General features: G+C 66.7%; 20 protein-coding genes. 4 read left to right on the top strand and 16 right to left on the bottom strand.

Annotated elements, in window-relative coordinates:
• From B7K24_RS04055 to dacB, 6 genes are all read right to left on the bottom strand, one after another.
• Positions 1-1,245, bottom strand: a complete 1,245-nt coding sequence (locus B7K24_RS04055) for a sulfate adenylyltransferase subunit 1 (RefSeq protein WP_084128856.1) — start codon at positions 1,243-1,245, stop codon at positions 1-3.
• On the bottom strand, positions 1,245-2,156 hold the full coding sequence (gene cysD, locus B7K24_RS04050; protein ID WP_084128855.1) for a sulfate adenylyltransferase subunit CysD: 912 nt from the start codon (positions 2,154-2,156) through the stop codon (positions 1,245-1,247). The genes B7K24_RS04055 and cysD overlap by 1 nt, the downstream gene beginning before the upstream one ends.
• Complete coding sequence (locus B7K24_RS04045; protein WP_084128854.1) at positions 2,153-2,950, bottom strand: 3'(2'),5'-bisphosphate nucleotidase CysQ; 798 nt, start codon at positions 2,948-2,950, stop codon at positions 2,153-2,155. Before B7K24_RS04045 ends, cysD begins: the two co-directional genes overlap by 4 nt.
• A gap of 140 nt (positions 2,951-3,090) precedes the next feature.
• The gene (hpt, locus tag B7K24_RS04040; RefSeq protein WP_084129241.1) at positions 3,091-3,630 is read right to left on the bottom strand and encodes a hypoxanthine phosphoribosyltransferase; all 540 of its coding nucleotides are present in this window, start codon (positions 3,628-3,630) and stop codon (positions 3,091-3,093) included.
• A gap of 59 nt (positions 3,631-3,689) precedes the next feature.
• A complete protein-coding gene (tilS, locus tag B7K24_RS04035; RefSeq protein WP_084128853.1) occupies positions 3,690-4,694 on the bottom strand; it encodes a tRNA lysidine(34) synthetase TilS in 1,005 nt (334 codons plus the stop codon).
• Between the two features lie 3 nt (positions 4,695-4,697).
• Positions 4,698-6,101, bottom strand: a complete 1,404-nt coding sequence (gene dacB, locus B7K24_RS04030) for a D-alanyl-D-alanine carboxypeptidase/D-alanyl-D-alanine-endopeptidase (RefSeq protein WP_084128852.1) — start codon at positions 6,099-6,101, stop codon at positions 4,698-4,700.
• Positions 6,102-6,167: 66 nt separating this feature from the next.
• On the opposite strand from dacB, the gene B7K24_RS04025 reads away from it, so the two are divergent.
• A complete protein-coding gene (locus B7K24_RS04025; protein ID WP_084128851.1) occupies positions 6,168-6,692 on the top strand; it encodes an inorganic diphosphatase in 525 nt (174 codons plus the stop codon).
• A 97-nt stretch (positions 6,693-6,789) separates the two neighbouring features.
• Here the strand turns inward: B7K24_RS04025 and B7K24_RS04020 are convergent, their stop codons facing one another.
• From B7K24_RS04020 to B7K24_RS03995, 6 genes are all read right to left on the bottom strand, one after another.
• Positions 6,790-8,142 carry a hypothetical protein gene (locus tag B7K24_RS04020; RefSeq protein ID WP_144268113.1) on the bottom strand — a complete coding sequence of 451 codons (1,353 nt, stop codon included), beginning with the start codon at positions 8,140-8,142 and terminating at the stop codon, positions 6,790-6,792.
• 32 nt (positions 8,143-8,174) lie between these two features.
• Positions 8,175-9,269: a glycosyltransferase gene (locus tag B7K24_RS04015; RefSeq protein ID WP_084128849.1), complete on the bottom strand. Its 1,095-nt coding sequence runs from the start codon at positions 9,267-9,269 to the stop codon at positions 8,175-8,177.
• 2 nt (positions 9,270-9,271) lie between these two features.
• The gene (locus B7K24_RS04010; RefSeq protein ID WP_144268112.1) at positions 9,272-10,468 is read right to left on the bottom strand and encodes a hypothetical protein; all 1,197 of its coding nucleotides are present in this window, start codon (positions 10,466-10,468) and stop codon (positions 9,272-9,274) included.
• 16 nt (positions 10,469-10,484) lie between these two features.
• Positions 10,485-11,627 carry a glycosyltransferase family 4 protein gene (locus tag B7K24_RS04005; protein WP_084128847.1) on the bottom strand — a complete coding sequence of 381 codons (1,143 nt, stop codon included), beginning with the start codon at positions 11,625-11,627 and terminating at the stop codon, positions 10,485-10,487.
• Between the two features lie 102 nt (positions 11,628-11,729).
• Entirely contained in the window at positions 11,730-12,992 is a 1,263-nt protein-coding gene (locus B7K24_RS04000) for a glycosyltransferase family 4 protein (RefSeq protein WP_084128846.1), read from the bottom strand.
• Between the two features lie 137 nt (positions 12,993-13,129).
• Positions 13,130-14,617: an NlpC/P60 family protein gene (locus B7K24_RS03995; RefSeq protein WP_084128845.1), complete on the bottom strand. Its 1,488-nt coding sequence runs from the start codon at positions 14,615-14,617 to the stop codon at positions 13,130-13,132.
• Positions 14,618-14,816: 199 nt separating this feature from the next.
• On the opposite strand from B7K24_RS03995, the gene B7K24_RS03990 reads away from it, so the two are divergent.
• The gene (locus B7K24_RS03990; protein ID WP_084128844.1) at positions 14,817-16,013 is read left to right on the top strand and encodes a homoserine O-acetyltransferase; all 1,197 of its coding nucleotides are present in this window, start codon (positions 14,817-14,819) and stop codon (positions 16,011-16,013) included.
• Between the two features lie 42 nt (positions 16,014-16,055).
• Here the strand turns inward: B7K24_RS03990 and B7K24_RS03985 are convergent, their stop codons facing one another.
• Together B7K24_RS03985 and B7K24_RS03980 are read right to left on the bottom strand one after the other, a co-directional pair.
• A complete protein-coding gene (locus B7K24_RS03985) occupies positions 16,056-17,417 on the bottom strand; it encodes a UDP-glucose/GDP-mannose dehydrogenase family protein (protein WP_084128843.1) in 1,362 nt (453 codons plus the stop codon).
• A gap of 200 nt (positions 17,418-17,617) precedes the next feature.
• Positions 17,618-18,625, bottom strand: coding sequence for an NAD-dependent epimerase/dehydratase family protein (locus tag B7K24_RS03980; RefSeq protein ID WP_084128842.1), 1,008 nt, complete (start codon positions 18,623-18,625; stop codon positions 17,618-17,620).
• A gap of 806 nt (positions 18,626-19,431) precedes the next feature.
• Between B7K24_RS03980 and B7K24_RS13220 the strand changes: the two genes are divergently transcribed.
• Both B7K24_RS13220 and B7K24_RS03975 read left to right on the top strand, forming a co-directional pair.
• Positions 19,432-20,751 (top strand): hypothetical protein, encoded by a 1,320-nt coding sequence (locus B7K24_RS13220; RefSeq protein WP_144268111.1) that lies wholly within the window; start codon positions 19,432-19,434, stop codon positions 20,749-20,751.
• Positions 20,752-20,803: 52 nt separating this feature from the next.
• Positions 20,804-21,940, top strand: coding sequence for a glycosyltransferase (locus B7K24_RS03975; RefSeq protein ID WP_144268110.1), 1,137 nt, complete (start codon positions 20,804-20,806; stop codon positions 21,938-21,940).
• Here the strand turns inward: B7K24_RS03975 and B7K24_RS13215 are convergent.
• Entirely contained in the window at positions 21,914-23,245 is a 1,332-nt protein-coding gene (locus B7K24_RS13215) for a hypothetical protein (protein WP_144268109.1), read from the bottom strand. The two genes, B7K24_RS03975 and B7K24_RS13215, sit on opposite strands and share 27 nt — an antisense overlap.
• Complete coding sequence (locus tag B7K24_RS03970; RefSeq protein WP_084128840.1) at positions 23,229-24,320, bottom strand: glycosyltransferase; 1,092 nt, start codon at positions 24,318-24,320, stop codon at positions 23,229-23,231. Before B7K24_RS03970 ends, B7K24_RS13215 begins: the two co-directional genes overlap by 17 nt.
• Positions 24,321-24,353 lie beyond the last annotated feature (33 nt).

The raw sequence follows: 24,353 nt of genomic DNA, 5'->3' as shown, positions 1-24,353 counted from the left end.
TTAGTTGCGGATCACTCCGGCGCCGACGGTGCGGTTGGTCGCCTCGTCGATCAAAATGAACGAGCCCGTGATGCGGTTCTCCGCGTAGTCATCCACCAGCAGCGGCGAGGTGACACGAAGGGACACACGGCCGATGCTGTTGAGACCCAGCTCGGTCGCCTCCTGGTCGCGGTGAAGGGTATTCACGTTGAGTTCGTAGGCGATGTCCTTGACCATGGCGCGCGCCATCCGGGTGTTGTGGAGGATCCCGACCTTGTCGCGCGTCTTCAGTGCGGACGAGTCCATCCAGCACACCGTGGCCTCGATGTCCTGCGTCGGCTCGGGGTGGTTGCCCTTGCGGCAGATGATGTCGCCGCGCGAGATGTCGATCTCGTCCTCGAGCCGCACGGTCACCGACATGGGCGGGTAGGCCTCGTCGAGCGGTCCGTTGGGGCCGTCGATCGCGGCCACGCGGGTCGACAGACCCGAGGGCAGCGCCATGACCTCGTCGCCCACCTTGAGGATGCCGGACGCCACCTGGCCGGCGAAGCCGCGGTAGTCGGGGTGCTCGGCCGTCTGGGGGCGCACCACGAACTGCACGGGGAAGCGCACGTCCTGGAGGTTGCGGTCCGACGCGATGTGGACGTTCTCCAGGTGGTACAGCAGCGACGTGCCCTGGTACCAGTCCATGTAGGTGGAGCGGTCAACGATGTTGTCGCCCAGGAGCGCGGACACCGGGATCGCGGTGAGGTCGGGGATGTCGAGCTTGGAGGCGAACTCCGTGAACTCGGCGTAGATCTCCTCGAAGCGCTCCTGCGAGTAGTCGACGAGGTCCATCTTGTTCACGGCGAGCACGATGTGCGGCACGCGCAGCAGCGACGAGATGGTGGCGTGGCGGCGCGACTGCTCGGTGAGGCCCTTGCGAGCGTCCACGAGGATCACCGCGAGGTCGGCAGTCGAGGCTCCGGTCACCATGTTGCGCGTGTACTGCTGGTGGCCAGGAGTGTCCGCGATGATGAACTTGCGCTTGGGGGTCGCGAAGTAGCGGTAGGCCACGTCGATGGTGATGCCCTGCTCACGCTCGGCACGCAGGCCGTCGGTGAGGAGCGCCAGGTCGGTGGTCTCGGCGCCACGGTTCTTCGACGCGAGCTCGATGGACTCCAGCTGGTCCTCGAAGATCGACTTGGAGTCGTACAGCAGGCGGCCGATGAGGGTGGACTTGCCGTCGTCGACGGAGCCGGCGGTGGCGAAACGCAGAAGGTCCATTAGAAGTACCCCTCCTTCTTGCGGTCCTCCATGGCGGCCTCGGACACTCGGTCGTCGCCGCGGGTGGCACCGCGCTCGGTCAGGCGGGTCGCCGCCGTCTCCTCGATGATCTTGTCGATGGTGTCCGCCTCGGACTCGACGGCCGCGGTCAGCGTCGCGTCGCCCACGGTGCGGTAGCGCACCTTGCGGACCTCGGTGGGCACGCCCTCCGGCGGCACCGCGAACTCGTTGGCGGCCATCCACATGCCGTCGCGCACAAACACCTCGCGCTCGTGCGCGTAGTAGATCGAGGGGACCTCGATGTCGCGCGAGCGGATGTAGTCCCAGATGTCCAGCTCGGTCCAGTTGGACAGCGGGAACACGCGGATCGACTCGCCGGGGTGGACCTTGCCGTTGTACAGGTTCCACAACTCGGGGCGCTGGTTGCGGGGGTCCCACTGGCCAAACTCGTCGCGGAAGGAGAACACGCGTTCCTTGGCGCGGGCCTTCTCCTCGTCGCGGCGCGCGCCGCCCATGCAGGCGTCAAAGCGGTTGTTCTCGATGGTCTCGAGCAGCACCGGCGTCTGAATGCGGTTGCGCGACCCGTCGGGCGCCTCGCGCACCTTGCCCGCGTCGATGGCCTCCTGGACGGAGCCCACGACGAGCGTCAGGCCGTACTGTGCGACCACGCGGTCGCGGTACTCGATGACCTCGGGGAAGTTCTGGCCGGTGTCGATGTGCACGACGGGCATCGGCACGGGAGCCGGAGCGAACGCCTTGATCGCGAGGTGCAGCAGACAGATCGAGTCCTTGCCTCCCGAGAACAGCAGGGCGGGCCTCTCCATCTGCGCGACGACCTCGCGAATGATGTGGATGGCCTCCGCCTCGAGCGCGTCAAGCTGGCTCAACGCGTGGGACGCGGGCTGGGTCATGCTTCTTCTCCAGACGTTGCGGCGGCGATGGTCGCGAGGATGCGCTCGGCAAGCTCGGGACGGCACACCACCAGGTCGGGCAGGTAAGGATCGGCCTCATTGTAGACAAGCGGCGATCCGTCGATCCGGGAGCAGAACAGCCCCGCGGCACGGGCAATGGCGATGGGGGCGGCGGAGTCCCACTGGTACTGGCCGCCCGCATGCACGTAGGCGTCGACCTGCCCGCGCACCACGGCGGCGATCTTCACGCCGGCGGATCCCATGGGCACCAGCTCGGCGTCGAGGGCCTCGCGCACGGGCTCCGTGATGGCCGGGGGCCGCGAGCGCGACACGGCCAGGCGGACGGGTCCGTCCTCGCGGGGGCCGATGCCACCCACGGTGTCCGTGTCCAGCACCAGGTCTTCGCCCGGGATGGCGACGGCTGCCGCCGTCAGTTCGCCAGGAACATCGGCCGATGCGTCGGCCGGCTTCGCGCCACGGGTCCACAGGGCCACGTGGACGGCCCAGTCGGCGCGGCCCTCGGAGTATTCGCGGGTGCCGTCGAGGGGGTCGATGATCCACACGCGCTCCGCGCTCAGCCGCGCCGACGAGTCCCGCGCCTCCTCGGACAGGACCGCGTCGTCGGGGAAACGCGAGGCGAGCAGCGCCGCGATGCGCTCCTGCGCCTTCGCGTCACCTGCCTTGCCGCGGGCCTTGCCGTCGAAGTCCTCGGAGAACCCGGCGCGGACCTCGAGCAGGACCTCGCCGGCCTCGCGCGCGATGTCGGCCGCGGCGGCGGCGTCTGCAGCAGTCAGTGTGATCTCCCCCTCGGGTGGTCTGGCTGAACCCTACTAGGCAAGTAGACATGTGGCATCCACCGGTCGTACACACTGCGCGCCACGTGCTGCTCCCGGTGGGTGTCCAGGGCCGGGCGTGGCGGACGTGAGGCGAGGGGTCAGTTGTCCCCGTAGACCTCGGGCTTGAGGATCGCGACGAACGGCAGCGTGCGGTAGTGCTCCGCGTAGTCGAGCCCGTAGCCCACGACGAACTCGTTGGGGATGTCGAAGCCCAGGTAGCGCACGGGGATGTCGACCTGGGTGGCGTCGGGCTTGCGCAGCAGCGCGGCGACCTCGACCGACGCCGCCCCACGCGACTTCAGGTTCCCCAGCAGCCAGTGCAGCGTGATGCCCGAATCGATAATGTCCTCGACGATCAGCACGTGACGGCCGGTCAGATCGGCGTCGAGGTCCTTGAGAATGCGCACGACGCCTGACGACTTGGTGCCACTTCCGTAGGACGAGACCGCCATCCAGTCCATCTGAACCTGCGGGGGCAGGCGACGCGCGAGGTCAGCCATCACCATGACGGCGCCCTTCAGCACGCCCACCAGCAGCAGGTCCTCGCCCGCGTAGTCCTCCCGCACCCTGGCCGCGATCTCGTCGAGCTTCCGGCGGATCTCGTTCTCCGTGACGATGATCTTGGTGAAGTCGTCCATGTCGTACTGGGGTTCCACGGGGATCCTTCCGGGGATGGCCGATGCGATGGCGAGGCCCGTCAGGACCGGTCGCCCGTTTCTCGGGTGGGGTGGGAGATGACCAGCCTGCCATATTCGCGCCTGGCCTCGTAGCCTCCAGGGAGGGAGACGGCGCCCTGGCCGCGGTACCCCACGACCAGCTGGTCCACGGCGTTGACGTGCGCGGCGGTGAGAGCGCCGGCGCCGCGGTGTTCGGCGAGCATCTTGATCATGCGCGAGCGGATCGCGTCGGGAAGGGCCGCGAGCATGTCGCAGCGCCACTGCTCTTCTGGCGACTGCGGGACGGAGCCCAGGGTGGCCCTGGCCTGACGGTCGAGTTCGTCGGCATCGGCCTGCAGCAACGCCGCCGACCGTGCGAGGCCCGACACCACGCCCGGCCCGAGCACCTCGACGAGCGCGGGCATCACCTGGGTGCGCAGCGCCGAGCGGCGCGGGCCGTCCGTGACGGTGTTGGTGGGGTCGTGCCACGGGTCGAGCCCGAGCGCCTGGCATGCGGCGATGGTGTCCTTGCGGCGCAACGACAGGAGGGGACGCACGATACGCCCGCGCCGGGCCGGGATACCGGCCAGGGCCCGCGCCCCGCTGCCGCGCGCGAGCGCCAAGAGCACCGTCTCGGCCTGGTCGTCCATGGTGTGGCCGGTCAGCAAATGCGGGTGGTGCCCGCCCACCTCATCGATGCGCGCGTTGAGGGCGGCATACCTGGCGTTGCGGGCCGCGGCCTCGAGCCCGCCGTCGCGCCCCACGGTGACCTTCTCGATGAAGACGTGGTGGAGGCCGGCCTTGCGCGCCTCGGCGGCGGCCCGCTCGGCCACCGCGGCGGAGCCCGGCTGCAGCCCGTGGTCGACGATGATCGCGCCGGTGAGGTAGCCCTCCTTGCGGCCCACGTAGGCGGTGGCCGCCGCGAGCGCGAGCGAGTCGGGCCCGCCGGAGCAGGCGACCCAGACACGGGTGCCGATGTCACAGCCGTCGAGGGATTCGCGCACCGCGTTGCGCACGGCGGCGACGGACGGGTGTGGCCCGGTCACGCGTTATCCCTCACAGCTACATTCTGCCAGCGCGACGACCATGTCGTCGAAGGTGTCCCGCGGCCCCTGCGGGTTGTACTCCATGCCGTCGGCCATGGTGGCGAAGGCCAGCCATCGGCCGTCGGCGGTCTGCACCACCCCTGCCAGCGACGACACCCCGGTGAGCGAGCCGGTCTTGGCCCGCATCTGGCCGGCCGCCGCGGTGTCCTCGTAGCGGCCGGACACGGTGCCCTCGAGCGCGCCCACGGGCAGCCAGTCGGGCAGCTCGGAGGTGGCGGGGTCGGCGTAGGCGAGCTGGAGGGTCTGGGTGAGCATGGCCGGCGAGATGCGGTTGTTTTCGGAGAAGCCCGCGCCGTCGTACAGCTCGAGCCCCGCGACGTTGACGCCGAGCGCGGTCAGGCCCGCCCGCGTGGCCTTAGCGGCACCCTTGGGGGTGGTCGCGCGCCCCGTCTCGAGCGCGTGGACGCGCGCCGTGATCTCGGCGATGGTGTTGTCGGACTCGTACAGGGTGAGGGCGGCGACGTCCGCGAGCGGCGCGCCTTCGACGGTGGCGACGACGTCACCGACGGCCGATGCCCGCGTCACCTCACCCTCCACCGTTACCCCCCGTTCGCCAAGGCGGGCGGCGAACACGTCGCCCGCGGCGAGCGACGGATCGTCGTAGCGCGGCGCGTAGTGCTCGTCGGTCATGCGGGCCGCGTCGACCGCGAGCCCCGTGGCCGCGGCGACGTAGCCAGAGGTCATCGCGTAGGCGGGCCACTCGGGGTTGAGCGCGGGGCCCTCGAAGGCCGAGTCGTCGACCGCCAGGGTGACGGGAGCGGAACCGAGGTCGGGTACGGCGCTCGCGACGGCATCGGCCAGATCCCCCAGGCCGGCCCAGCCGTTGGCGTCCTCGCCCTCTCCGCCGTGGCCCGCATCGCCCGCCAACAACATGTCGCCGCCGGCGACGAGGGTGACGGTGCGCGACGACGCATCCCACGTGGCCGACGTGGTCATGCGGTAGTCGTCCCCCAGGTCCACGACGGCCGAGACGGACGTGAGCAGCTTGGTGGTCGAGGCGGGCACCTGGGTGTCCGCGGCGTCAACGTCGGCGAGCACCTCGCCGGTGACGAGGTCGATCACGGAGACGTTGGTGGACTCCCCCGTGCGGGAGTCGGCGCGCACGGCCTCGGCGAGTTCCTGGACGCGGGCGGCCGCCGGCAGCGCGGGTCCGTCGGTCACCCCCATCACGTCGACGCGCGCCGCCGGCGACGGCTCGACGGCCTCGGCGGTACGGAACGGGGCGGGCGCCACGGCCTCGGGCGAGGCGGTGAGGAAGCCGGGGACGGCATCGGCCGCATCGAGCCAGAGGTAGGCACCCCCTAATGCCAGGACCGCGACGGCCCCGACTGCTACCCTTGCGCGCACGCGTCACCTCTTTTCGTGGGCCACACTAGTGCCCAAAGACTCTTCGACGACGCTTAGGACTTTTCTATGGAATTCGACGTCACGATCGAGATCCCCAAGGGATCGCGCAATAAGTATGAGGTGGACCACGAGACCGGGCGTATCCGCCTGGACCGCATGCTGTTCACCTCGACCCGCTACCCGGACGACTACGGGTTCATCGACGGCACGCTGGGCGAGGACGGGGACCCGCTCGACGTGCTGGTGCTGCTGGAGGAGCCCACGTTCCCCGGCTGCCAGATCCGCTGCCGCGCGCTGGGCATGTTCCGCATGCGCGACGAAGCCGGCGGCGACGACAAGGTCCTCGCGGTGCCCGCGGGCGACCAGCGTCAGACCTGGCGCCGCGAGCTCAACGACGTCTCCGACTTCCACCGCCTGGAGGTCCAGCACTTCTTCGAGGTCTACAAGGACCTCGAGCCCGGCAAGTCCGTCGAGGGCGCCCACTGGGTGAGCCGCGAGGAGGCCGAGGCGGAGATCAAGGCGTCGATGGAGCGTGCCAAGGGCACGTCGTTCGCGCACATGAACCCGCTGGTGCCGCCGCCGGCGCACTAAGCCCGCAGCAACGCACAAGGCGCCGCTTCCCCATGTGGGGAGCGGCGCCTTGTGCATGGGCCCGGCGTGGTTGGGGCGGCCGATGCTGTGGCGGGGTTTATACCCGCTCCTCGTCTGCCTCGACACCGTCGAGCGCCTCGAGATCGTGAAGGTCGTCACGATCAGTGTCGCCATCGGGGTCGGACTCCGTGAGCTCCACTGCCGGGTCCCAACTCGCCACCCGCGCCGGAGCGGTCGACGGCTCCGACGCCACATCGTCGAGGTCGGCCGCGGGGTCGGACTCGGCAAGGTCGTCCCACACCGAGTCGTCGTCGGGCTCGGGCGCCGAGGGCTCGTCGGGCGCCGTCGGGTGACGCCGCTCGGGGCCCGCATAGATGCCGCCGCGGGACCACGCCGCACCGGCGATCGCCAGCGGCAGCATGGCCGTCAGGTGGCGGGTCGCGGACCCGTAGTCGGGCTCGAACAGCGCCTGGATGACCACGAAGGCGACGAGGAGCAGCAAACAGTCGCGTGCGCCGCGGATCACGCGGCGGTGGGTGGGGTCGGCCGATGCCGCGCGCAGCCCCGACCCCCGCAACACCACGATCACGGTCACCGTGATCGTGGTAGTCATCACGAACGCGCCCCAGTAGAAGATGCCGCCGACGGCGAGCAGGGTCAGCGGCACGCACAAGAGCACGAAGATCAGCAGGATGTTGAGGACGTCATCGACGTAGCCGCCGGATTCGAACACCGGCGTGATGAGGGTGGAGACGTCCGTGGCCTCGCGCGAGCTGTTGATGTCGCCGCGGATGGCCGCAGGCGACTCTCCCGCCATCACGAGGTAGCCGGTCGCGACGACGGGGAGTGACAGCGGCACCACGAGCCAGCGCCACCCACCCAGGCCGTAGCGCCGGTCGGCGAAGGCGAGCAGCACAAACACGGCGGCGATCGCGATCCAGTATGAGCGGAACAGCACCCCGTAGGTCACGACGAGGACGACGATGGCGGGCAGTCCCACCCGAGTGCGGGACACCACCACGCACAGCACCACGACCATGAGCGCGATGACGTCCTTGCTGTAGCCCGACAGGTACACGATCGACAGGACCAGGAAGGTCGCGGCGAGGATCAACACCGGAGCGTCGAGCCGCGCCCGCCAGGCACCCACGGGGCCCAGCGCGAGCAGGAGTGCGAGCCCAACGAGTGCCAGGCTGAGCGCCGCGACGGCGAGGGGCGACGAGGCGAGCCCCAGCACCTCATAGAACCGACCGGTGCGTCTGAAGCTCTCGTCGAGGGGGATCTGCTCCCGGTGCTGCGCGATCGCCTGGATGAGGTCGGCGTCAAGCGAATACCTGGCCGGGAGCACGTCTCGGGCACGCAACGACGCGGTGAGGGCGAGCAACCAACACACCACCAGGGCGCTGATCGCGAGTTGGCGCCCGCGGTCGATGCGTACCCGGCCACGCACCACTGCCCTCGTTCGGGCGCTCGCCCCGGCCCTCATCGCGCGAGCTCCCCCAGGACCGTGTAGAACCGTGCATCCGCGGCGGCCGCGTCCCACTGCCCGGCGGTCGCGGCGCAGCCGTCGCGCAGGCGCGCGAGCAGTTCCTCGTCGGCGAGCAGTCCTTCCCACACGCGCGCGATGTCGCTGGCGGCGGCATGGGCCGGCAGCAGGACGCCGTTCACGCCGTGCTCGACGATCTCATCCACGCCCGGGATGTGCGTCGCGATGACCGGGGTGGCGCCTGCGAGGGACTCCATTAGCGACACAGGGAGGCCCTCATGGAGGCTGGGCAGGCACTGCACGTCGGCCGCGGCGACGTAGGTCCAGCCGTCCTCCCGCCTACCCAGCACGCGGACCCGGTCGGCGACGCCGAGCGACTTCGCCAGGCGTTCGAGGTGCTCACGCTCCGGGCCGTCGCCCACCAGCGCGACCTTGAGGCGGGGACCGGCCACGAGGGCGGCCGCCTCGACCACGAGTTCCGGCTGCTTCTCGGCGACAAGGCGTCCGCAGAAGACGGCCAACACGTCGCCGGGGCCCGCCCCCATCTCCGCGCGCCGCCGCGCGACCTCCTCGGACTGCGCCTGCACCCACCGGCGCGCCTCTGCCACGTCGATGCCCTGGCGCATGAGGTGGGCGTGACGCGTGTGCCTCATGTGGGGCGCGTCCAGGCACGAGGCACTCACGGCGAAGTGGGCATCGGCGAAGCCATTGGTCGCGGCGGCCGCCCACGCGACGATCCGGCTGCGATAGCGGGTGTTGTGCACAAACTCGACCACGGGGCAGCGGATCAGGCGCAGCGCGCGGGCGACCTTCATCACCACCGCATCGGACGGCGCGTGCACCACCACCACATCCGCGTCCACTCGCCGCACCAGGGAGACAACCGCGCGCAATCCGGCCACGTATCCGCGCCCACGCGACGGCACCGAGTGCCCGCCGGCCGCGACGAGCGCGTCCTCGAGATCATGCTCGGAGGGGAGCGTGTTGACGACCCACGTCTCGTGGTCGTGACCTACCCGCCGCAGGCGCGAGATCAGCAGGCGCTGGACGCCGCCGTGGTCCAGCGACCGCACCACCTCAACAACGTGCACACTCAGCCCCCCTCGACCACGCGTGAGGCCACGCGCGTACGGCGCCTCGACAGCAGCGCGTAGTACGCGATGGCGGCCAGCACACCGAGTGCCGACAGCGCCAGGACCGACCCCTCGCCGGACATCGTCAGCAAGATAGCACCCACGCCCGCGGCGCGGAATGCCTCCCAGATCAGCCGTCCGCGCTGGTCTCCCAGCATCACGAGGAGCTTCGCGACGGGAGTCTGCGCCACCGTCACACCCCAGAACGCCGCCGCGCCCACCATCAGCACGGCGACCTCCCCACCGGTGAGCCCGTCGGCGGCGCCGGAGAACGCCATGGCGGCCACGCTCGCGACCGTGGTCAGCGCGCCGAGCGCCGCACCGAGCACCCAGCCGCGGCGCACCTGCGCACGCGAGACCACGTCGCCGCGGCGCACCACGGCCGCCACCTCCATTTCGACGGACGGCGCCACCAACTGGTGCCCCACCGTCGCCATGCCTCCCGAGATCCGCGTGATCACCGCCCATGCCGGCGCCAACACCCCGAGCCCCGCGACCGCAAGGCCGCTGCCCTGCGCGGAGATCGCGTCCAGCACCCCGGCGAGGGTCGCACGGTAGCTGAGCCTGACGTAGTCGGCCATCGCGCGCGACCGCGACCCCCGCGCGGCCCCCCACACCTCACGCCACTGCGGCCAGGTACGGGAGACGGCGAATGCATCGGCCGCCAGAAAACTCACCGCGGCGGCGAGGATGAGCGCCAGCCCGGAGCCCCAGGCCACCGCCGCGACCGCAACCGCGGCGAGGCTGGCGGCCCCGTAGACGACGCGCAGCGAACCGACGTCCGCGAAGCGCTCGAATCGCACCAGCCCCGCGAGCGCACCGATGTATCCGGTCTGCGCGGCGCACAGGGCCCCGGCGGCCAGACACGTGGGGAGGTCGTAGCCCAGCGCCCCCAGCGCGCCCGCCGCAACCGGTCCGGCAGCGAGCACACCGAGCATCAGCACCCTGGTGGCCGCCGCACCCTCCGCGTCACTCACCACCGGCAACAGGGATTGCGTCCCCATCGAGGCGAGCATCGCGACGATGGTGGACACCGCGCTCGCCACCACGAGGTCCGTGAGCGGCTCGGTGAGACGCAACACAATCGGCACCAGCATGGCCGCGAGCGCCATGCCCTGGCCGGCGAGACCCGCGTAGAACGCAGGGCTCCGCCCCAACCCCCGGACGCGGCCCTCAGACGCGGGCGGCCGCACGCGCCATTGCAGTCCTATAGACGTGTTCGAGCGACGCCGCTTGGGCCTTCGCCGAGAACTCCTCCTGCACCTCCCTCATACCCGCTGACGCTAGCCGCTGCCACAGAGCCTCGTCGTCTAGGACGCGCACCAACGCGTCAACCGACTCCTCGGGCCGCGAGAACAACAGGGGTGCGGACAGCTCGCTGACGGACGGAATCTGCCGGGCGACGATGGGCGTGCCCGAGGCCATCGCCTCCAGCAGGCAGACGGGCATGCCCTCGTACTTGGCGGTGTGGAGGACGGCGGTCGCCGAGCGCAGGTGTTCCATGACCTCGCACCGCGGCAACCATCCCAGGACGGCCACCCCGGCATCGGCCAAGGTCTCGCGCAGCCTGTCGTCGCCGTCGCCGATCCACACGAACTCGATGGCCCCGGACGCGGCCTGGGTGCGCGACGCCCTGGCGACGGCGGCGAAGAGTTCCGGGTCCTTCTGATCGCACAGACGGCCGATGCCCACCACGCGTCGCGGATAGCGCTCCACCTTGGGTACGGCGGGGGACGCCGGGGTCAGTTGGTGAGGCACGTAGGCGATCCGCTCCTCCGGCAGGCCGAGCGCCGCGAACTCGCGCGCCTCGTGCAGGCTCACCGCGGCGCCCACGTCGGTGCGTGCGATGAGGACGCACTCGGCCACGTGCACCACGCGACGCATCCACCGGCGCCCGTACCCGAGGAACGCGAACGCGTGAGGCGTGTACACGATCGCCGCGCCCCGGCGCGGGCGCAGCACGCGGACCATGAGCCCCGCGACCGTGGAGTGCACATGGACCACGTCGTAGTCACCGCGCCGGACGCCCAGCCACGCCCGCAGCAGGCCCGCGCGAGAGGAGACCTCGGTCACCCCCACGGGAGCCGCGTGCGCGTGCCCGGTGCGCGAGCCCTCGCGCGAGCGCGCCAGCACCGTGCTGTCCACGCCGGGCTGCTCCCGGTATTGGGCGATCACGGCCTCCACTCCCCCGCCATAGGCCTCCGTCACGTGCAGCACGCGGAGGTTGCCGCCGCCGGGACGCGGCGCGGCGGTCGCGCGAGTCGGTGAGGGGGCGCGGCGGGCCGATGCGGGCCGGCCGGTGTCGTACAGGACCATGCGCTGAAGCCTTTCCGGGATGGACTTCGGGGTTCACGTCGTTGTGAGGAGGCGAGCAGGGATCGCCGACGGGTGGCGTGGATGACGCCACGGGCGCGGTCGTTAGGGACTAGGTGCGACGGTGGCGAGGACGGCGCGCAGCTCGCGACGGTGGCGCTCCATCCCGTAGCGTTCGCGGGCCCATGCGCCGCGCACGCCGGCTTGCTCGCGTGCCGCGTCGGGATCCGACAGGACGGACAGGATCGCGCGCGCAAAGGCCGCGGGCTCGGCGGGCACGGGCATGGCGCCGGGGCAGTCGATGCCCTCCCACGCGATGTCGGTGCCGACCACGGGACGGTCGAGGACGAGCGCCTCGATGACCTTGAACTTCACGCCGCTGCCGGTAAGCAGGGGCGCGACGAACACGTCGGCAGCGGCCACATAGGCACGCGGGTCCTCGACCCACCCGGTGACCTCGATGCGGGGATCCGCGGCGGCCGCGCGCATGGCGGGAGTGGGGTCGGCGCCCACCAGCACCAGGCGCGCATCGCACCGCGCCGCCACCAACGGCCACACCTTGTCGACCAGCCACATCGCGGCCTGGGAGTTCTTGGGGAACGCGAACGCGCCGCTGAGCACCACGGTCGGGAGGTCGGCGCCCGGCGCAAAGTCGGCTCCGGCCCTCCCCACGGGGACGAGCGCGGCGTCCGCGAGCGGCGGCTCGATGACCCAGAAGGCGGATTCGCGGCCCGGGCACGCCTGGACGGCGAGGTCACGGTCCTTGTGGGAGAGGAACACCACCGCGTCGGCCCGCGAGAACAACCGCCTCTCCGCACGCGACGTCACCCAGCCGCGGGCGGCGAAGTAGGCCTTGCGCCAGCCGCGCGCGTAGGCGGCGCGCCGGCCCCACAGTTGGGCGTGGATGTCGTGGCAGACGATGACGGTCGTGGCGCGCGCGTTGAGGCGTCGCACGTCTGCCAAGAGCCCCGCGCTGTCGGTCCAGTGAAACTCGACGACGTCGGCGTGCGCGATCGTCTCACGCAGGTGCGGCTCGCGGCGCAGCCGGCGGCGGAACTCCGCACCCAGGCCCGCGCCGCGCAGGCCGTTCCAGACGCGGTCACGCCCGCGCACGTGGAGGTCGGCGTCGGCGCCTCCCACCAGATGCACCTCGGCGCGCCGCGTCCACGTCTCGAGGGCGCGGCGATTGCCGGAGTGAGACGGCGCGATCACCCGCACCGTGCCGACCTCCTCGAGGACGTCGAGGTGGCGGGAGAGGTAGGTGGCGCCGGCGCTCGCGATGCCGGGGAAGGGCAGCTCGGGGGTGATGACGACCAGCCTCAGGGCGGCGCTGTGCGCGGCGTCACTTCGCGTTGCGGCGTCCCTCATGCCGACCCCCAGCACCGTCGGTCTCGCCGCACCTCAGCAGCTGCAGCGGTGCGGACATTACGTCTTGGTGTGGATCATGTCACACTCGGCGCGCCGCGAAAAGGGCAGAGCTCACCCCTCGTAGGGGGCCAAGAGGGCTACGGGCGACCGATGTACGGCATCATGTCGCTCACGCCCCACGCGTACAGCGAGCGCGTCTGGGACAGGACGCCGGGCTTGCGGGCCTCCATGACCATGCCGTTGCCGATGTACATGGACACGTGATAGATGCCCGCCGTGGTGCCGTTGCTGCTGAGGAACACCAGGTCGCCCGGGCGCAGCTCCGAGTACGGCAGGTGCGTGGTCGCGGCGTACTGGGTGCGCGACGTGCGCGGGATGTACTTGCCCGCCACACTCCACGCCTCCTGCGTCAGCCCCGAGCAGTCGTAGTACGTGGGGCCGGTGCCGCCGTCGAGGGTCTGGGAGTACGGGTGGCCCTGCAGCGACAGCGCGTGGGCGGTCGCGGCGCGGCCCTGCGCGGCCGAGGACGACCACGACGGCTCGGGCTCCGGGTCCGGCTCCTTGGTGGGCTCCGGCGTCGACGTCTTGGTGGGCTCGGGCTCGGAGGTCTTCGTCGGCTCCGGCTCCGAGGTCTGGGTCGGATCGGGGGCCGATGTCTCGGTCGGCTTGGGCGAGGAGGTCGGCTTGGGAGACGAGGTGGGCTTCGACGTCGACGTCGCCGTCGGCTTGGGCGTCGAGGTGGAACCCGCCCCACCGGAGGAGCCGGCGCCCCCGACCGCGTTCGACACCTCCTCGGCGTCCTGCTCGGCCTCCAGGCGCTCCTGCTCCGCCTCAAACGCGGCGCGCTCGCGTGCGGCGCGCTCGGCGGCGAGGCCGTCCTGGCGCTCGCGCTCGAGGTCCTCCGTCACCCCGCGCAGCTGCGCGAGACGGGTGACGGCGGCGCTGCGCGCCACCTCGGCATCGGCCACCGCCTGGTCCGCGGCGACGCGCGCCGACTCGGCCGCATCGAGCGCACCCTGCGCGGCCTGCTCGGCCTCCTGAGCCTTGACGGCCGCCTCTTCGGCGTAGGCACGCGTGGTGGTCGCGACGAGCTCGGCCGCGGACACCTCCTGCACGGTCACGTCGGCCTCGGCCGAGGCGCGGCTCACGGCCTCGGACCGCTGGATGACCTGGTCGAAGCCCTCGGCCTGCGTGATGGCCTCGAGCGAGCCCATCGATCCGGCGTTCTTGTACGACTGCATGGCGGCTCCCGCGAGTCCGCGGCGCGCGAGCGCGAGGGCCTGCTCGGCCTCGTCGGCGCGCTGCTCGGCGCTGGCGAGCTCGGCCTGCGCGGCCTCGGCCTCGTCGGCCGCGACGTGATAGTCCTCGCCGGCGCTGAGGGCGGCGACCTCCGCGTCCTGCAGCGCGGACTCGAGCGACGCGATCGCGGCATCCAGCGAGTTCACCGACGCGGCGGCGCCGTTGGCGGCCTCGCGCGCGGCGGCGATCTGGTCCTCGCCCGGGTAGTCGTCGGCGACGGCGATACCCGAAGGCCCGGCGGCGAGCGCGGTGACCGTGATGCCGATGACGGCGAACGGCACGGCGATGCGCTCGATGCGGCGGCGCGCGGCGGCAGAGCGGGCCATCGTTCTCGCTTCCCTCGGTGCGTGGGGCAAACCCGCGCGGAACGTCACAGTTGTCACATGTGTCACATGCGAACCAATGCCTCACACTATAAACATCCGCCCCACGGGGTCACAACCCCTTGTGACGAGGTCGACGGGCCCGCGCTCCTGGGCCAATGGACGCCCCGTCAGCCCCGCGCGGTGCCCTATCGTGGCGAGCATGGATGACGACGGCATCGAGTCGGACGCGTACGCCGCGGACCAAGGACCCGGCGAGGGCACACCCATCCCCGCCTCGGCCGCATGGCGCGAGGGCGACCACCCCGGGCACCGCCAGTTCTTCGCCCTGGGTGACCTGCCCCTCGAGGCCGACCCCATGGGCGTGCTGCCCAACGTCACCATGGCGTATGAGACCTGGGGCGAGCTCAACGCCGCCAAGGACAACGCCGTCTACATCGCGCACGCGCTTACGGGCGACAGCCACGTCTTCGGTCCCGCCGAGCCCGGCCACCACACCGGCGGCTGGTGGCACGCCTTCGTGGGTCCGGGCAAGCCCATCGACCCCGAGCGCCACTTCATCGTCTCCGCCAACGTCATCGGTGGCTGCCAAGGCACGACCGGCCCAGCATCGCCCCACCCCGAGGACGGCCAGCCGTGGGGCGGCCGCTTCCCCTACGTCACCATGCGCGACATGGTCGCCGCGGAGATCCGGCTCGCCGACTACCTGGGCATCGACCGCTGGCGCCTCATCGCCGGCCCCTCGATGGGCGGCATGCGCGCCATCGAGTGGGCCGTGACCGTCCCCGAGCGCGTGGGCGCCATCGCCCCCGTCGGCTCGACCGCCGCCGTCACCGCCGACCAGATCGCATGGTCCACCGCGCAATTGGCCGCCATCAAGGCCGACCCCAAGTTCCGCGACGGCAACTACTACGACGCCGCCGACGGCAACGGGCCCCACGTGGGCATCGGCATCGCACGCATGATCGCGCACACCAACTACCGGAGCGAGGGCGAGCTCGCGGATCGCTTTGGGCGGCGTTATCAAGGCGATTCCGATCCGCTGGGCAAGGGCGGTCTCTTCGCCATCCAGTCGTACTTGCAGCACCACGCGCGCAAGCTCGCGCGACGCTTTGACGCCAATACCTATGTGCGCCTGTCGCAGGCGATCCAGTCGCATGACGTGGGCCGCGGGCGTGGAGGTGTCGAGACGGCGCTCGCGCGCTACACCGGGCCTGCTCTTGTAGTGGCAGTGGACTCGGATCGGCTGTATCCACTGAAGAACTCGATTCAACTAGACCGCGGGTTCGCTGGATCGGCGGGCGTGAAGGTGGTCCACTCACCCGTCGGCCACGACGGGTTCCTGGTGGAGTCGGGACAACTGAACGCCTTCATCTCCGAGTTCGAGCGGGAACTTTAGCTGGCGTGCCCAGGCGGCAACGCCGCTCGGGCTTCCACCACGTCAGTCGCGCAATCCCGTGTGGATGTGTTCCGGGCTTCCCAGGCGTCCCATGCCGCGGTAGTCCCAGCCGGCGTCGATCCAGTCCTGGGCCGGCAGGCAGTTGCGGCCGTCGATAACGCGGGCGTGCTTCACGACCTGCTTCACCGTCGCCGGGTCAAGCTCGCGGAACTGCTTCCATTCCGTCGCGACAACCACGAGGTCGGCGTCGCGGCAGGCCCCCATAGCGTCGTCGACATAGGTCAGGGTGGGCCACACCTTCTGGGCGTTCGCATTCGCCTCGGGGTCGTGCACGCTCACGGTCGCGCCCTGCAGGTGAAGCTTGCCTGCCACATCCAAGGCGGGCGAGTCGCGAATGTCGTCGCTGTTGGGCTTGAACGCCGCACCCAGCACCGCCACCCGCGTACCCGGCAGGTGCCCCACGAGCTCACCGGCGAGGTTGATGACGTGCTCGCGCCTGCGCATGTTGACGCCATCGACCTCGCGCAGGAAGGTCAGCGCCTGATCCACGCCCAACTCGCCGGCGCGCGCCATGAACGCGCGAATGTCCTTGGGCAGGCAGCCCCCACCAAAACCCAGGCCGGCGCCGAGGAACTTGCGGCCAATACGGGCGTCGTGACCGATCGCATCGGCCAAATCGACGACATCCGCACCGGTGGCCTCGCACACCTCCGCGATCGCGTTGATAAACGAGATCTTGGTCGCCAGGAACGCGTTCGCGGAGACCTTCACCAGTTCCGCGGTGGCCAGGTCGGTCACCAAGAACGGCGTGTCACGCTCGATGGCGTCCGCGTACACGCGCCGGGCGACCTCCTCGATACGGCCGGGACGGGCGGGATCCACACCCACCACCAGACGGTCCGGACGCAGCGTGTCCTCGACCGCGAGGCCTTCGCGAAGGAACTCCGGATTCCAGCCCAACTGCGCCTCATCGCCCACGGGCGCGAGCTCGCGCACCCGCGCGGCCAGTCGCGCAGCCGTGCCCACCGGCACCGTGGACTTGCCCAGGATCGTCGCCGGGCGCGTCAGCAGCGGCGCGAGGGTCTCGATCACCGAGTCGACGAACGTCATGTCCGCCGCGTACTCGCCCTTCTTTTGCGGCGTGCCCACACCGATGAAGTGCACATCGGCGAACTCGGCAGCCTCCGCCGCATCCGTCGTGAAACGCAGACGCCCCGAGTCCACATGCTTGCGCAACAACTCCGGCAGACCAGGCTCAAAGAACGGCACCTCACCGTTCGACAGCCGCGCCACCTTGTCGGGATCAATATCGACACCGATGACCTCATGACCCAACTCGGCCATACCCGCGGCGTGAGTGGCACCCAAATACCCGGTACCAAAAACGGAAAGACGCTCAGCCATACCCAAACACTAGCGGTCGGAGGCGACACCCTTCACGCTAGCGAGAGGGATGCGCGCCACGACCACAAGCTCGTTTGTCGCGATTGTCACATTTCCCAGTTAGGCAAGGATAAGCCACGATTCGGCGAAGGAACTCAGAAGAAGAACAAGACTACCGTAGGAATTCCATTAAAAGCCGCCATCGAGGTAAACTCCGACCACTAGCGGCCATCTCCATAATAGTCGCCATACCATGCGACGAATTTCCTGACCCCCTCACGCACGGAGGTGAATGGGATATGGCCGACCAATTTTTCGAGCCTATCGACATCGGCATAGGTTTGCACTACGTCACCGGGCTGCATTTCCATGAAGTTTTTTCGAGCCACTGCTCCCAAAGTCTCTTCTATGACCTGCACGAAATGCAGCAGCTCGATCGGGTTGCCATTACCGATATTGACGACTCTCCAAGGCGCGATGTTCGAGGAGCCTAGGACTTGTCGTGCGTCCCCGTCGGGACGAGGCACGGACCTCGACAACCTAATGATCCCCTCGACGAGGTCATCAATATAAGTAAAGTCACGACGCATTTTGCCGTGACCATAGATGTCGATGACGCGATCATTTAAAATACCATCGACAAACTTAAATAGCGCCATGTCGGGCCGGCCCCAAGGGCCATAGACCGTGAAGAACCGAAAGCACGTGGTTGGAATAGCGTAAAGGCTGGAATAGGAGTGAGACATAGCTTCTCCAGCACGCTTGGTCGCGGCGTAGAGCGATGCGGGCGCATCAGTCCGATGGTCTTCGCAGAATGGCACCTCGACATTCCCGCCGTAGACCGACGATGTCGACGCAAACATGAAGTGGCTAGGCGGGCGGACGCGCATGGCCTCGAGCAATGAGAAAGTTCCACCAACATTGGACTCCATATACGACTTCGGGTTCTCAATGCTGTACCGCACACCTGCCTGCGCAGCAAAATGAAAGACCTGCTCAGGAGCGAAAGTCGCGTAGACCTTTGCTAGGCGGCCCTCGTCTTCAAGCAGCCCGCGTTCAAACGAGAACCCCGAGAACTTGCTCAGCACTCCAAGGCGCGCCTGCTTAAGTTCCGGATCGTAGTACTCAGTTAACGCGTCGTAACCCAGAACCTCGTGTCCCTCGCTTAGAAGCCTCGCTGCCACGTGGAATCCAATAAACCCGGCAGCGCCGGTTACGAAAATCTTCATAGCCCACCTAGCTCGTCTCGTCTACTCAATATTCTAACCAAAGATGATTGCAGTCCCCCACCGCGCGTCAATCCAATTAACGGCGGGCAACGATCGCCGTGCCATTGACGTCGTTGCAGGGCACCTTGACCTCGATACTCGATCGTAGTGCGGCAAGGAGCGCTACAAGCCACCTCAACACATCGTCAGCAATAGAACCTCTGGGCAAGTGCCCGCGCAACAAACATTCCTTAATGCGACCAAGTGGGACGCCTTTACTACTAGACCTCCGCCACCACAACCCGCTGCGATTCTCAGCACTCTCGAGGGCGTGGTCCGCGGCTCCGCGGCCACGCCATTGAAGTCAAGGCGTTCGCCGTCGATACCTGCATACGCGAAATGCAACCGAAGGTCATTGCAGCGGAAGGCTCCAATCAACAGGCGCCCGTGCCTAACACACGGGCACTCCTGACCCTAGTGGAGGATGCGACGCAACTACCTTCGTGCGTGGAGACGAGGCCCGAGCTTCCCAAGACGGTCGAAGCCTGCGGTAATAGGCTTAGCAAGGAGAGCGGGCTAGCTCAACTGAGGAACACTTTGATCACTCCTAGTTCGAACGCGTGCAGAGTTCTCACACGCGCCGGAACGCTCCCAATGGCCACCCCGCCTGGACCCAGCGTGCGGAGCGGGTGCTCTTCGCCAATGGCGCTGCGCGCTCAACGCGCGCCTTGTTTCTGCAGCGATCAACGTGACTCCGCGAGACGCGATGACTTCGTATACTGTCTCAGCCATTTGCACCAGACTCGCACTTAGATTGGGGCAGCCGGATGCTAGGTAAGCTCAAGGCCCTACTGCTCCGCAACGAGGTTTTCACCGACTCGACGGTACGCCTGAGCATTGCGGTACTGTCTGGAGTCCTGACACTCGGGTCAAGTTGGCTGGTGATCGGCGCCCTCGGCCCGAGCGCGTTTGCACTCGTCACCCTCATATGGTCGACAGTTCTCCTTCTTCCCTTCGCTGACTTGGGAGTTGGGGCTGCGGTGACAAACGTTATTTCAGCATCCTCCAACGCGTACAACAGTCGGATAGTGACACTCACGGTTGCAGCGGCAGCCAGGAAATTGACGTTCGTTGCAGCGGTAATAGTACTCGCAGCCGCCCTCTTGCCAGCTGTATCTGACCACGTACCACAACTGCAAGTGCGCGTTCCAGGGATGCCCGGGGTGACTGGCGGCGTGGCTCTTACGCTTGTCCTCTTTGCAATAAATCTCCCCCTGTCCTTGTGGAAACGAATCTTGCTCGGCGCTGGAAAGAACCGGGTCTTAATTGCAATCGGAACAACGAACGCCCCAGTGACGGCGGCGATTGCAGTCGCCACCGTCTACTTCTCGCTTCACCCGATCATACTTATCGCGGCTCCGTCCGTTGGAGCCCTCCTTGCCAGCGCAATTGGCCTCAGTTACGCTTCAAGAAGGCGACTCGTCAATCTCAGGAGTATCGCGACTACTGCTACATCGAAATTAAAGACACGGGGAATAAACCTATGGCACACCGGTGCGCCCATGCTTATCGTGCTCGTAGCTACCCCGATCTTGACCCAGAGCGACCGATACATTCTCGCCATAACGCAAACACCGGCTGCACTTGCATCGTATTCTCTCGCGGCACAGTTGTACGCGCCGCTCCTTGCAGCCCTGACGGCCGGCGGCGCATCGCTGTGGCCAAAGTTTTCACGGGCTCGGGCAGCCGGGCTCCCGGCTCGACCAATCCTTGTACAGGCTTATAAGCAGACCGCTGTGCTTGGCTCAGTCGCGGCCATCGGCCTAATATCGATCGGACCCCCGTTGCTCAAAACCATAGGTCAGGGCGAGGTGAATGTCACATATGGGTTGCTGGGCGCGTTCTGTACACTAATTCTAGTTCAAGCCATCACCATACCTGCCGGCATGTTGTTAACGGACGCCCGTGGCCTACGCGCACAGGCTGTCACTGCGGTGATTGCTCTCACCGTTAAGATCATTCTCGCAACACATCTTGTCGCGCTCGGCCCCGCTGCACCGGTGTTGGCAACAGCAGTCGCGCTATTTATATTTCAATCGATTCCACTCACGACGCTCGCCGTGCGCAGAACGGTTGCGACCCGTTGAATCTGCGTTAACGATCCAATAGCGACCATACTCCGAACGGAACAAACCAGCCGTGCCAACCACTCCTAAGGCAAGTCGAACCATCGCAGAGCAAATTGAAATTGATAATCTTTTGCCCGGTGGGATCGACACTTGCATCAGCGACCTCATCTGCTTCCAGGGGGAGCAAGAGTCCATAGCCGTTGTGGGAATCGACAGTTCTGGCGAGCGCCCACTTGGTCGCTGGACGAGCATAAACTATCGAGGTCAGACTGTACCCTTTATGCCGGTCGCAAGGATTGACCGAACGCGCAAGCGGAGAAAGTTGCGCTTACCGGACTCGTTCGCGTTTATCGCGGGCACCATGAAATACCGCAGACAGTTGCCTGCTGGACCAATTCAGACTCACCGGATCGAAACCGGATTCGTGCTGGGACTCGGGTCACGACGCGAAATTATCCAGTTTATTCATAACAACGCCTCCGGTCTTACCGGAAGAACTTCCGAATCGAGTTGGCGGAGTTTCCCCAAGGTCTACACGTGGCTAGAGAGTCGCATTCTGCGAAGAGCTTCCAAGATTGTCGTATTTAACAAGGAGGACGGCGAGCGACTATCGAGGAAATCCAACCGTGTTAAGGCGTCCAAGACCTGGTACAACCCGGATGTCTTTCATTTCACCGCGACGCCACCGTCGCCCAAGAGTGTGATCTGGGTTGGCCGGCTAGAAGAGCAAAAGAACCCGCTATTCGCCCTTGACGTCCTAAGGGAACTATTGCTCTTGGAGCCCGGGGCCCGTATGACAGTTGTCGGCGATGGTTCGTTCCGCGCTGCGATGGAAGACAAAGCTAGGAACGTGGGTGTATTTGCGGCACTGACATTTGCTGGAGCCCTCCCGAGAGATTCTGTCGCGGATGCGTACCGAGAGCACGCCGCGATGCTTATGACGTCACATTTCGAGGGGTCACCGCGTGTTCTATTTGAGTCCTGCGCCTCGGGCACTCCGGTCGTCGCGACCGCAGGAGCTGACCAAGATTCCATCCTCGACGGCTTTCAGAACGGTATCCGCGTCCAATCGCCAGACGCGCGACAACTTGCAGAAGGGTTGCTCGAAGTCTTCAAATTCGACCGACAACTTTGCAGTATCTCGATGCAAGCGAACTCAGCAGCACTTGTGGTCCCCACCTTACTTAGACAAACTCAGCCGTCTTGAGCGTCGTCGAACGGTTTCTTTGTGCATGTCCGCAAAATAGCCAACCACGCCCAGAGCTAAGCCCAACTCTTGGACGTGCGTCGGCGAGAACAGAATATCCCATATGACCGCGACGCAAATCAGGAGGAGCATACCTACGGCCACCATCGGGAGGCCGTAAGAGTCCCTAACAATTCTTGCCCCCATTCCTGCCAGGGTGAACAGGGAAACCAAACCGATTATCGCCCCAATCACGCCGAAGCTCGACCACGCATTCCACAACGCGGAGTGAAACTCAAATCGACCTTCGAGCATCGCAGACGCAACATTCGTCTGTAGTTTCAGTGCGTCGGGAACCGGCATCGCGGACGTTGCAGTCAACAGTTCCTCGCCGTTGGGGACAATTCCAGTTCCGTAACCAAAGGGCTGTCCCCGCATGAGCTCAATCGCGGCCGACCATTCGGGGCGGCTACCGGAAACTGGATCGCCCGCGTAAATGAGCGACGCCGAAATTCGTCGCTGAGCGTATTCTCCCAACATTCCGGACGTCGCAAGACGTAACAACAGCCAGGCCGCGACACCTGAAGCGATTAACACACCCCATAGACGCCTGGACTGGATAATCGAAACACGGGCACCGCTTGGGCCTTCGCCACGTGGAGAAACCGCAAGAGCGAGCATCGCGATGACCACTACCAAGGACCAGCTGCGATAATCATTGATGATACCAAGCGCGAACGATGCAGAAAGAATCGTTAAGGCAACAAACTTTCCACGACCGGCAAATATCGCCATTACAATAAGAGTCAGGGGAAATGCAAAGCCAAACTTCCACGGGTTTTCCGAGAATCGGGTACTCACGAGCGGTGCGGCGACCAGCATTCCGACCGCGGCATGGGCGACCGCCCAACGTAGGCCGTACCGCTTCAAGCAGTAGTACACGACTATCGTGAAACCAAAGATCGCCGAGATCTCAATGCTGCGCGATAGGGCAACTCGCAGATCGAACTCTCTCCCTAGAAGCGAGATCTGCAAAAGTGTCTGGGCACCAGCCGCGAGGCACAGCGCAGCATATATCTTCATTAGGCGAGACGTCTGAGGATACCGGTGGCGGCCAACTACTATCACCACCGCTACGACAATCACGATGATGTACCCCACCCGAAGAACCGTGCCGCCGAGTAAAGGAAGACCTGACATCCAAAGAGTTAGTGCCAGTACCAGTGCCTGGAAACTCCTCCTGCCATCGCGGTGCGACACGAAATACCTGTTATAAGTCCCTTCCGGCGCTGTCGCCCGAATTCCTGAGTTAGGCATCTTCGCCACGGTTGAAGTGGATCAGAACACGTTCCAAGGCATCGGTAGACTCATCGATGCTGAAACCCAGTAGCCACTCGCTCAGGTACGGCGGCTGGATGGTCGAGGCTTTCAGCACGCTCGCGCCCCATGTCTCTACACGGTCGATGTCGACCAGCAAACCGGTCACTCCGTGGATGACGGCATCCGCTACTCCGAGCGCGCCAGAGTAGGCCACAACTGGAAATCCTAGCGCGGTCGCCTCGACAAGGACATTTCCGAAGCCCTCGGTATACGACGGTAGAACGACAACGGAATTGACTGGAATGCGTTCAAACCAATCGCCGGGACTGCCGTGCATCTCGATGTCTACGTCTCGTCGTGCACCGTAGATTTGGATTTCCTTTAGTAAGGGCCCGGCTCCGAAGTAGTGTACACGTGCCGTGATCCCTTGGTCTCTTAGCCAAGCCGCAATATCGACCGCAAGCAGAGGTCTCTTCTGAGCAACCAAGCGTGCAGGAACGACGATGGACAGGTGCTTAGACGCTTCCGCCGAGCGCGGCTGCAAGGCGCCCGGCTCAGAGACTTTCCCCATGGCAGGATTGCGGACCACAACGGTTTTATCCTGGGGAATCCCGTAATGCGATATGGCCTCTGCCGCCACAGGGTGCGAGATAGCGACGTATCCATCACAATATCGATAAAGAGCCTTTGCGATCAATTCTTGGACGCGGCCCGACAAGCCTAGATGTTTCCGACTTAGTCGATCGACGTTGCGGCCGCTAATGATGACTTTCACCGGGATGGAACTAGGAGTTTGTAGACGAGCGGTCAACGCCATGATGTTGAAGAATGGCATCAGACTAAGCACTATGTCGGGTTGCGATTTCTTGATTAGGCGCGCTAGTGACCGCGACTTGCGGACAAGGCCTCCGCCGCGCATCAGAACGATGCCTAACTCGGGTGGCGCCGCCCCCGGCTCAGGTGGAGCCGAGAGCGCCAAGGTCACATTGTGGCCACGCGCCGCGAGCTCTCGCGCCCAAGTTAGACCTACGTACTCCGCTCCTCCACCTTGAATGCTAGGGAGCACCACAACAATCTTCATTCTCTTCCCATCGCAGGGCGAAGCGAGGCGCTT

The organism is Demequina sp. NBRC 110055 (assembly GCF_002090135.1).
Lineage (GTDB): Bacteria > Actinomycetota > Actinomycetes > Actinomycetales > Demequinaceae > Demequina.
This window is presented reverse-complemented; position numbering and strand designations above follow the sequence as displayed.

What these genes read in the sequence shown, in the direction of transcription:
- B7K24_RS04055 (WP_084128856.1), bottom strand. Translation starts at nt 1,245, where the DNA reads ATGGACCTTCTGCGTTTCGCCACCGCCGGCTCCGTCGACGACGGCAAG.
- cysD (WP_084128855.1), bottom strand. Translation starts at nt 2,156, where the DNA reads ATGACCCAGCCCGCGTCCCACGCGTTGAGCCAGCTTGACGCGCTCGAG.
- hpt (WP_084129241.1), bottom strand. Translation starts at nt 3,630, where the DNA reads ATGGACGACTTCACCAAGATCATCGTCACGGAGAACGAGATCCGCCGG.
- B7K24_RS04025 (WP_084128851.1), top strand. Translation starts at nt 6,168, where the DNA reads ATGGAATTCGACGTCACGATCGAGATCCCCAAGGGATCGCGCAATAAG.
- B7K24_RS04005 (WP_084128847.1), bottom strand. Translation starts at nt 11,627, where the DNA reads ATGGTCCTGTACGACACCGGCCGGCCCGCATCGGCCCGCCGCGCCCCC.
- B7K24_RS04000 (WP_084128846.1), bottom strand. Translation starts at nt 12,992, where the DNA reads ATGAGGGACGCCGCAACGCGAAGTGACGCCGCGCACAGCGCCGCCCTG.
- B7K24_RS03995 (WP_084128845.1), bottom strand. Translation starts at nt 14,617, where the DNA reads ATGGCCCGCTCTGCCGCCGCGCGCCGCCGCATCGAGCGCATCGCCGTG.
- B7K24_RS03990 (WP_084128844.1), top strand. Translation starts at nt 14,817, where the DNA reads ATGGATGACGACGGCATCGAGTCGGACGCGTACGCCGCGGACCAAGGA.
- B7K24_RS03985 (WP_084128843.1), bottom strand. Translation starts at nt 17,417, where the DNA reads ATGGCTGAGCGTCTTTCCGTTTTTGGTACCGGGTATTTGGGTGCCACT.
- B7K24_RS03980 (WP_084128842.1), bottom strand. Translation starts at nt 18,625, where the DNA reads ATGAAGATTTTCGTAACCGGCGCTGCCGGGTTTATTGGATTCCACGTG.
- B7K24_RS13220 (WP_144268111.1), top strand. Translation starts at nt 19,432, where the DNA reads ATGCTAGGTAAGCTCAAGGCCCTACTGCTCCGCAACGAGGTTTTCACC.
- B7K24_RS03970 (WP_084128840.1), bottom strand. Translation starts at nt 24,320, where the DNA reads ATGAAGATTGTTGTGGTGCTCCCTAGCATTCAAGGTGGAGGAGCGGAG.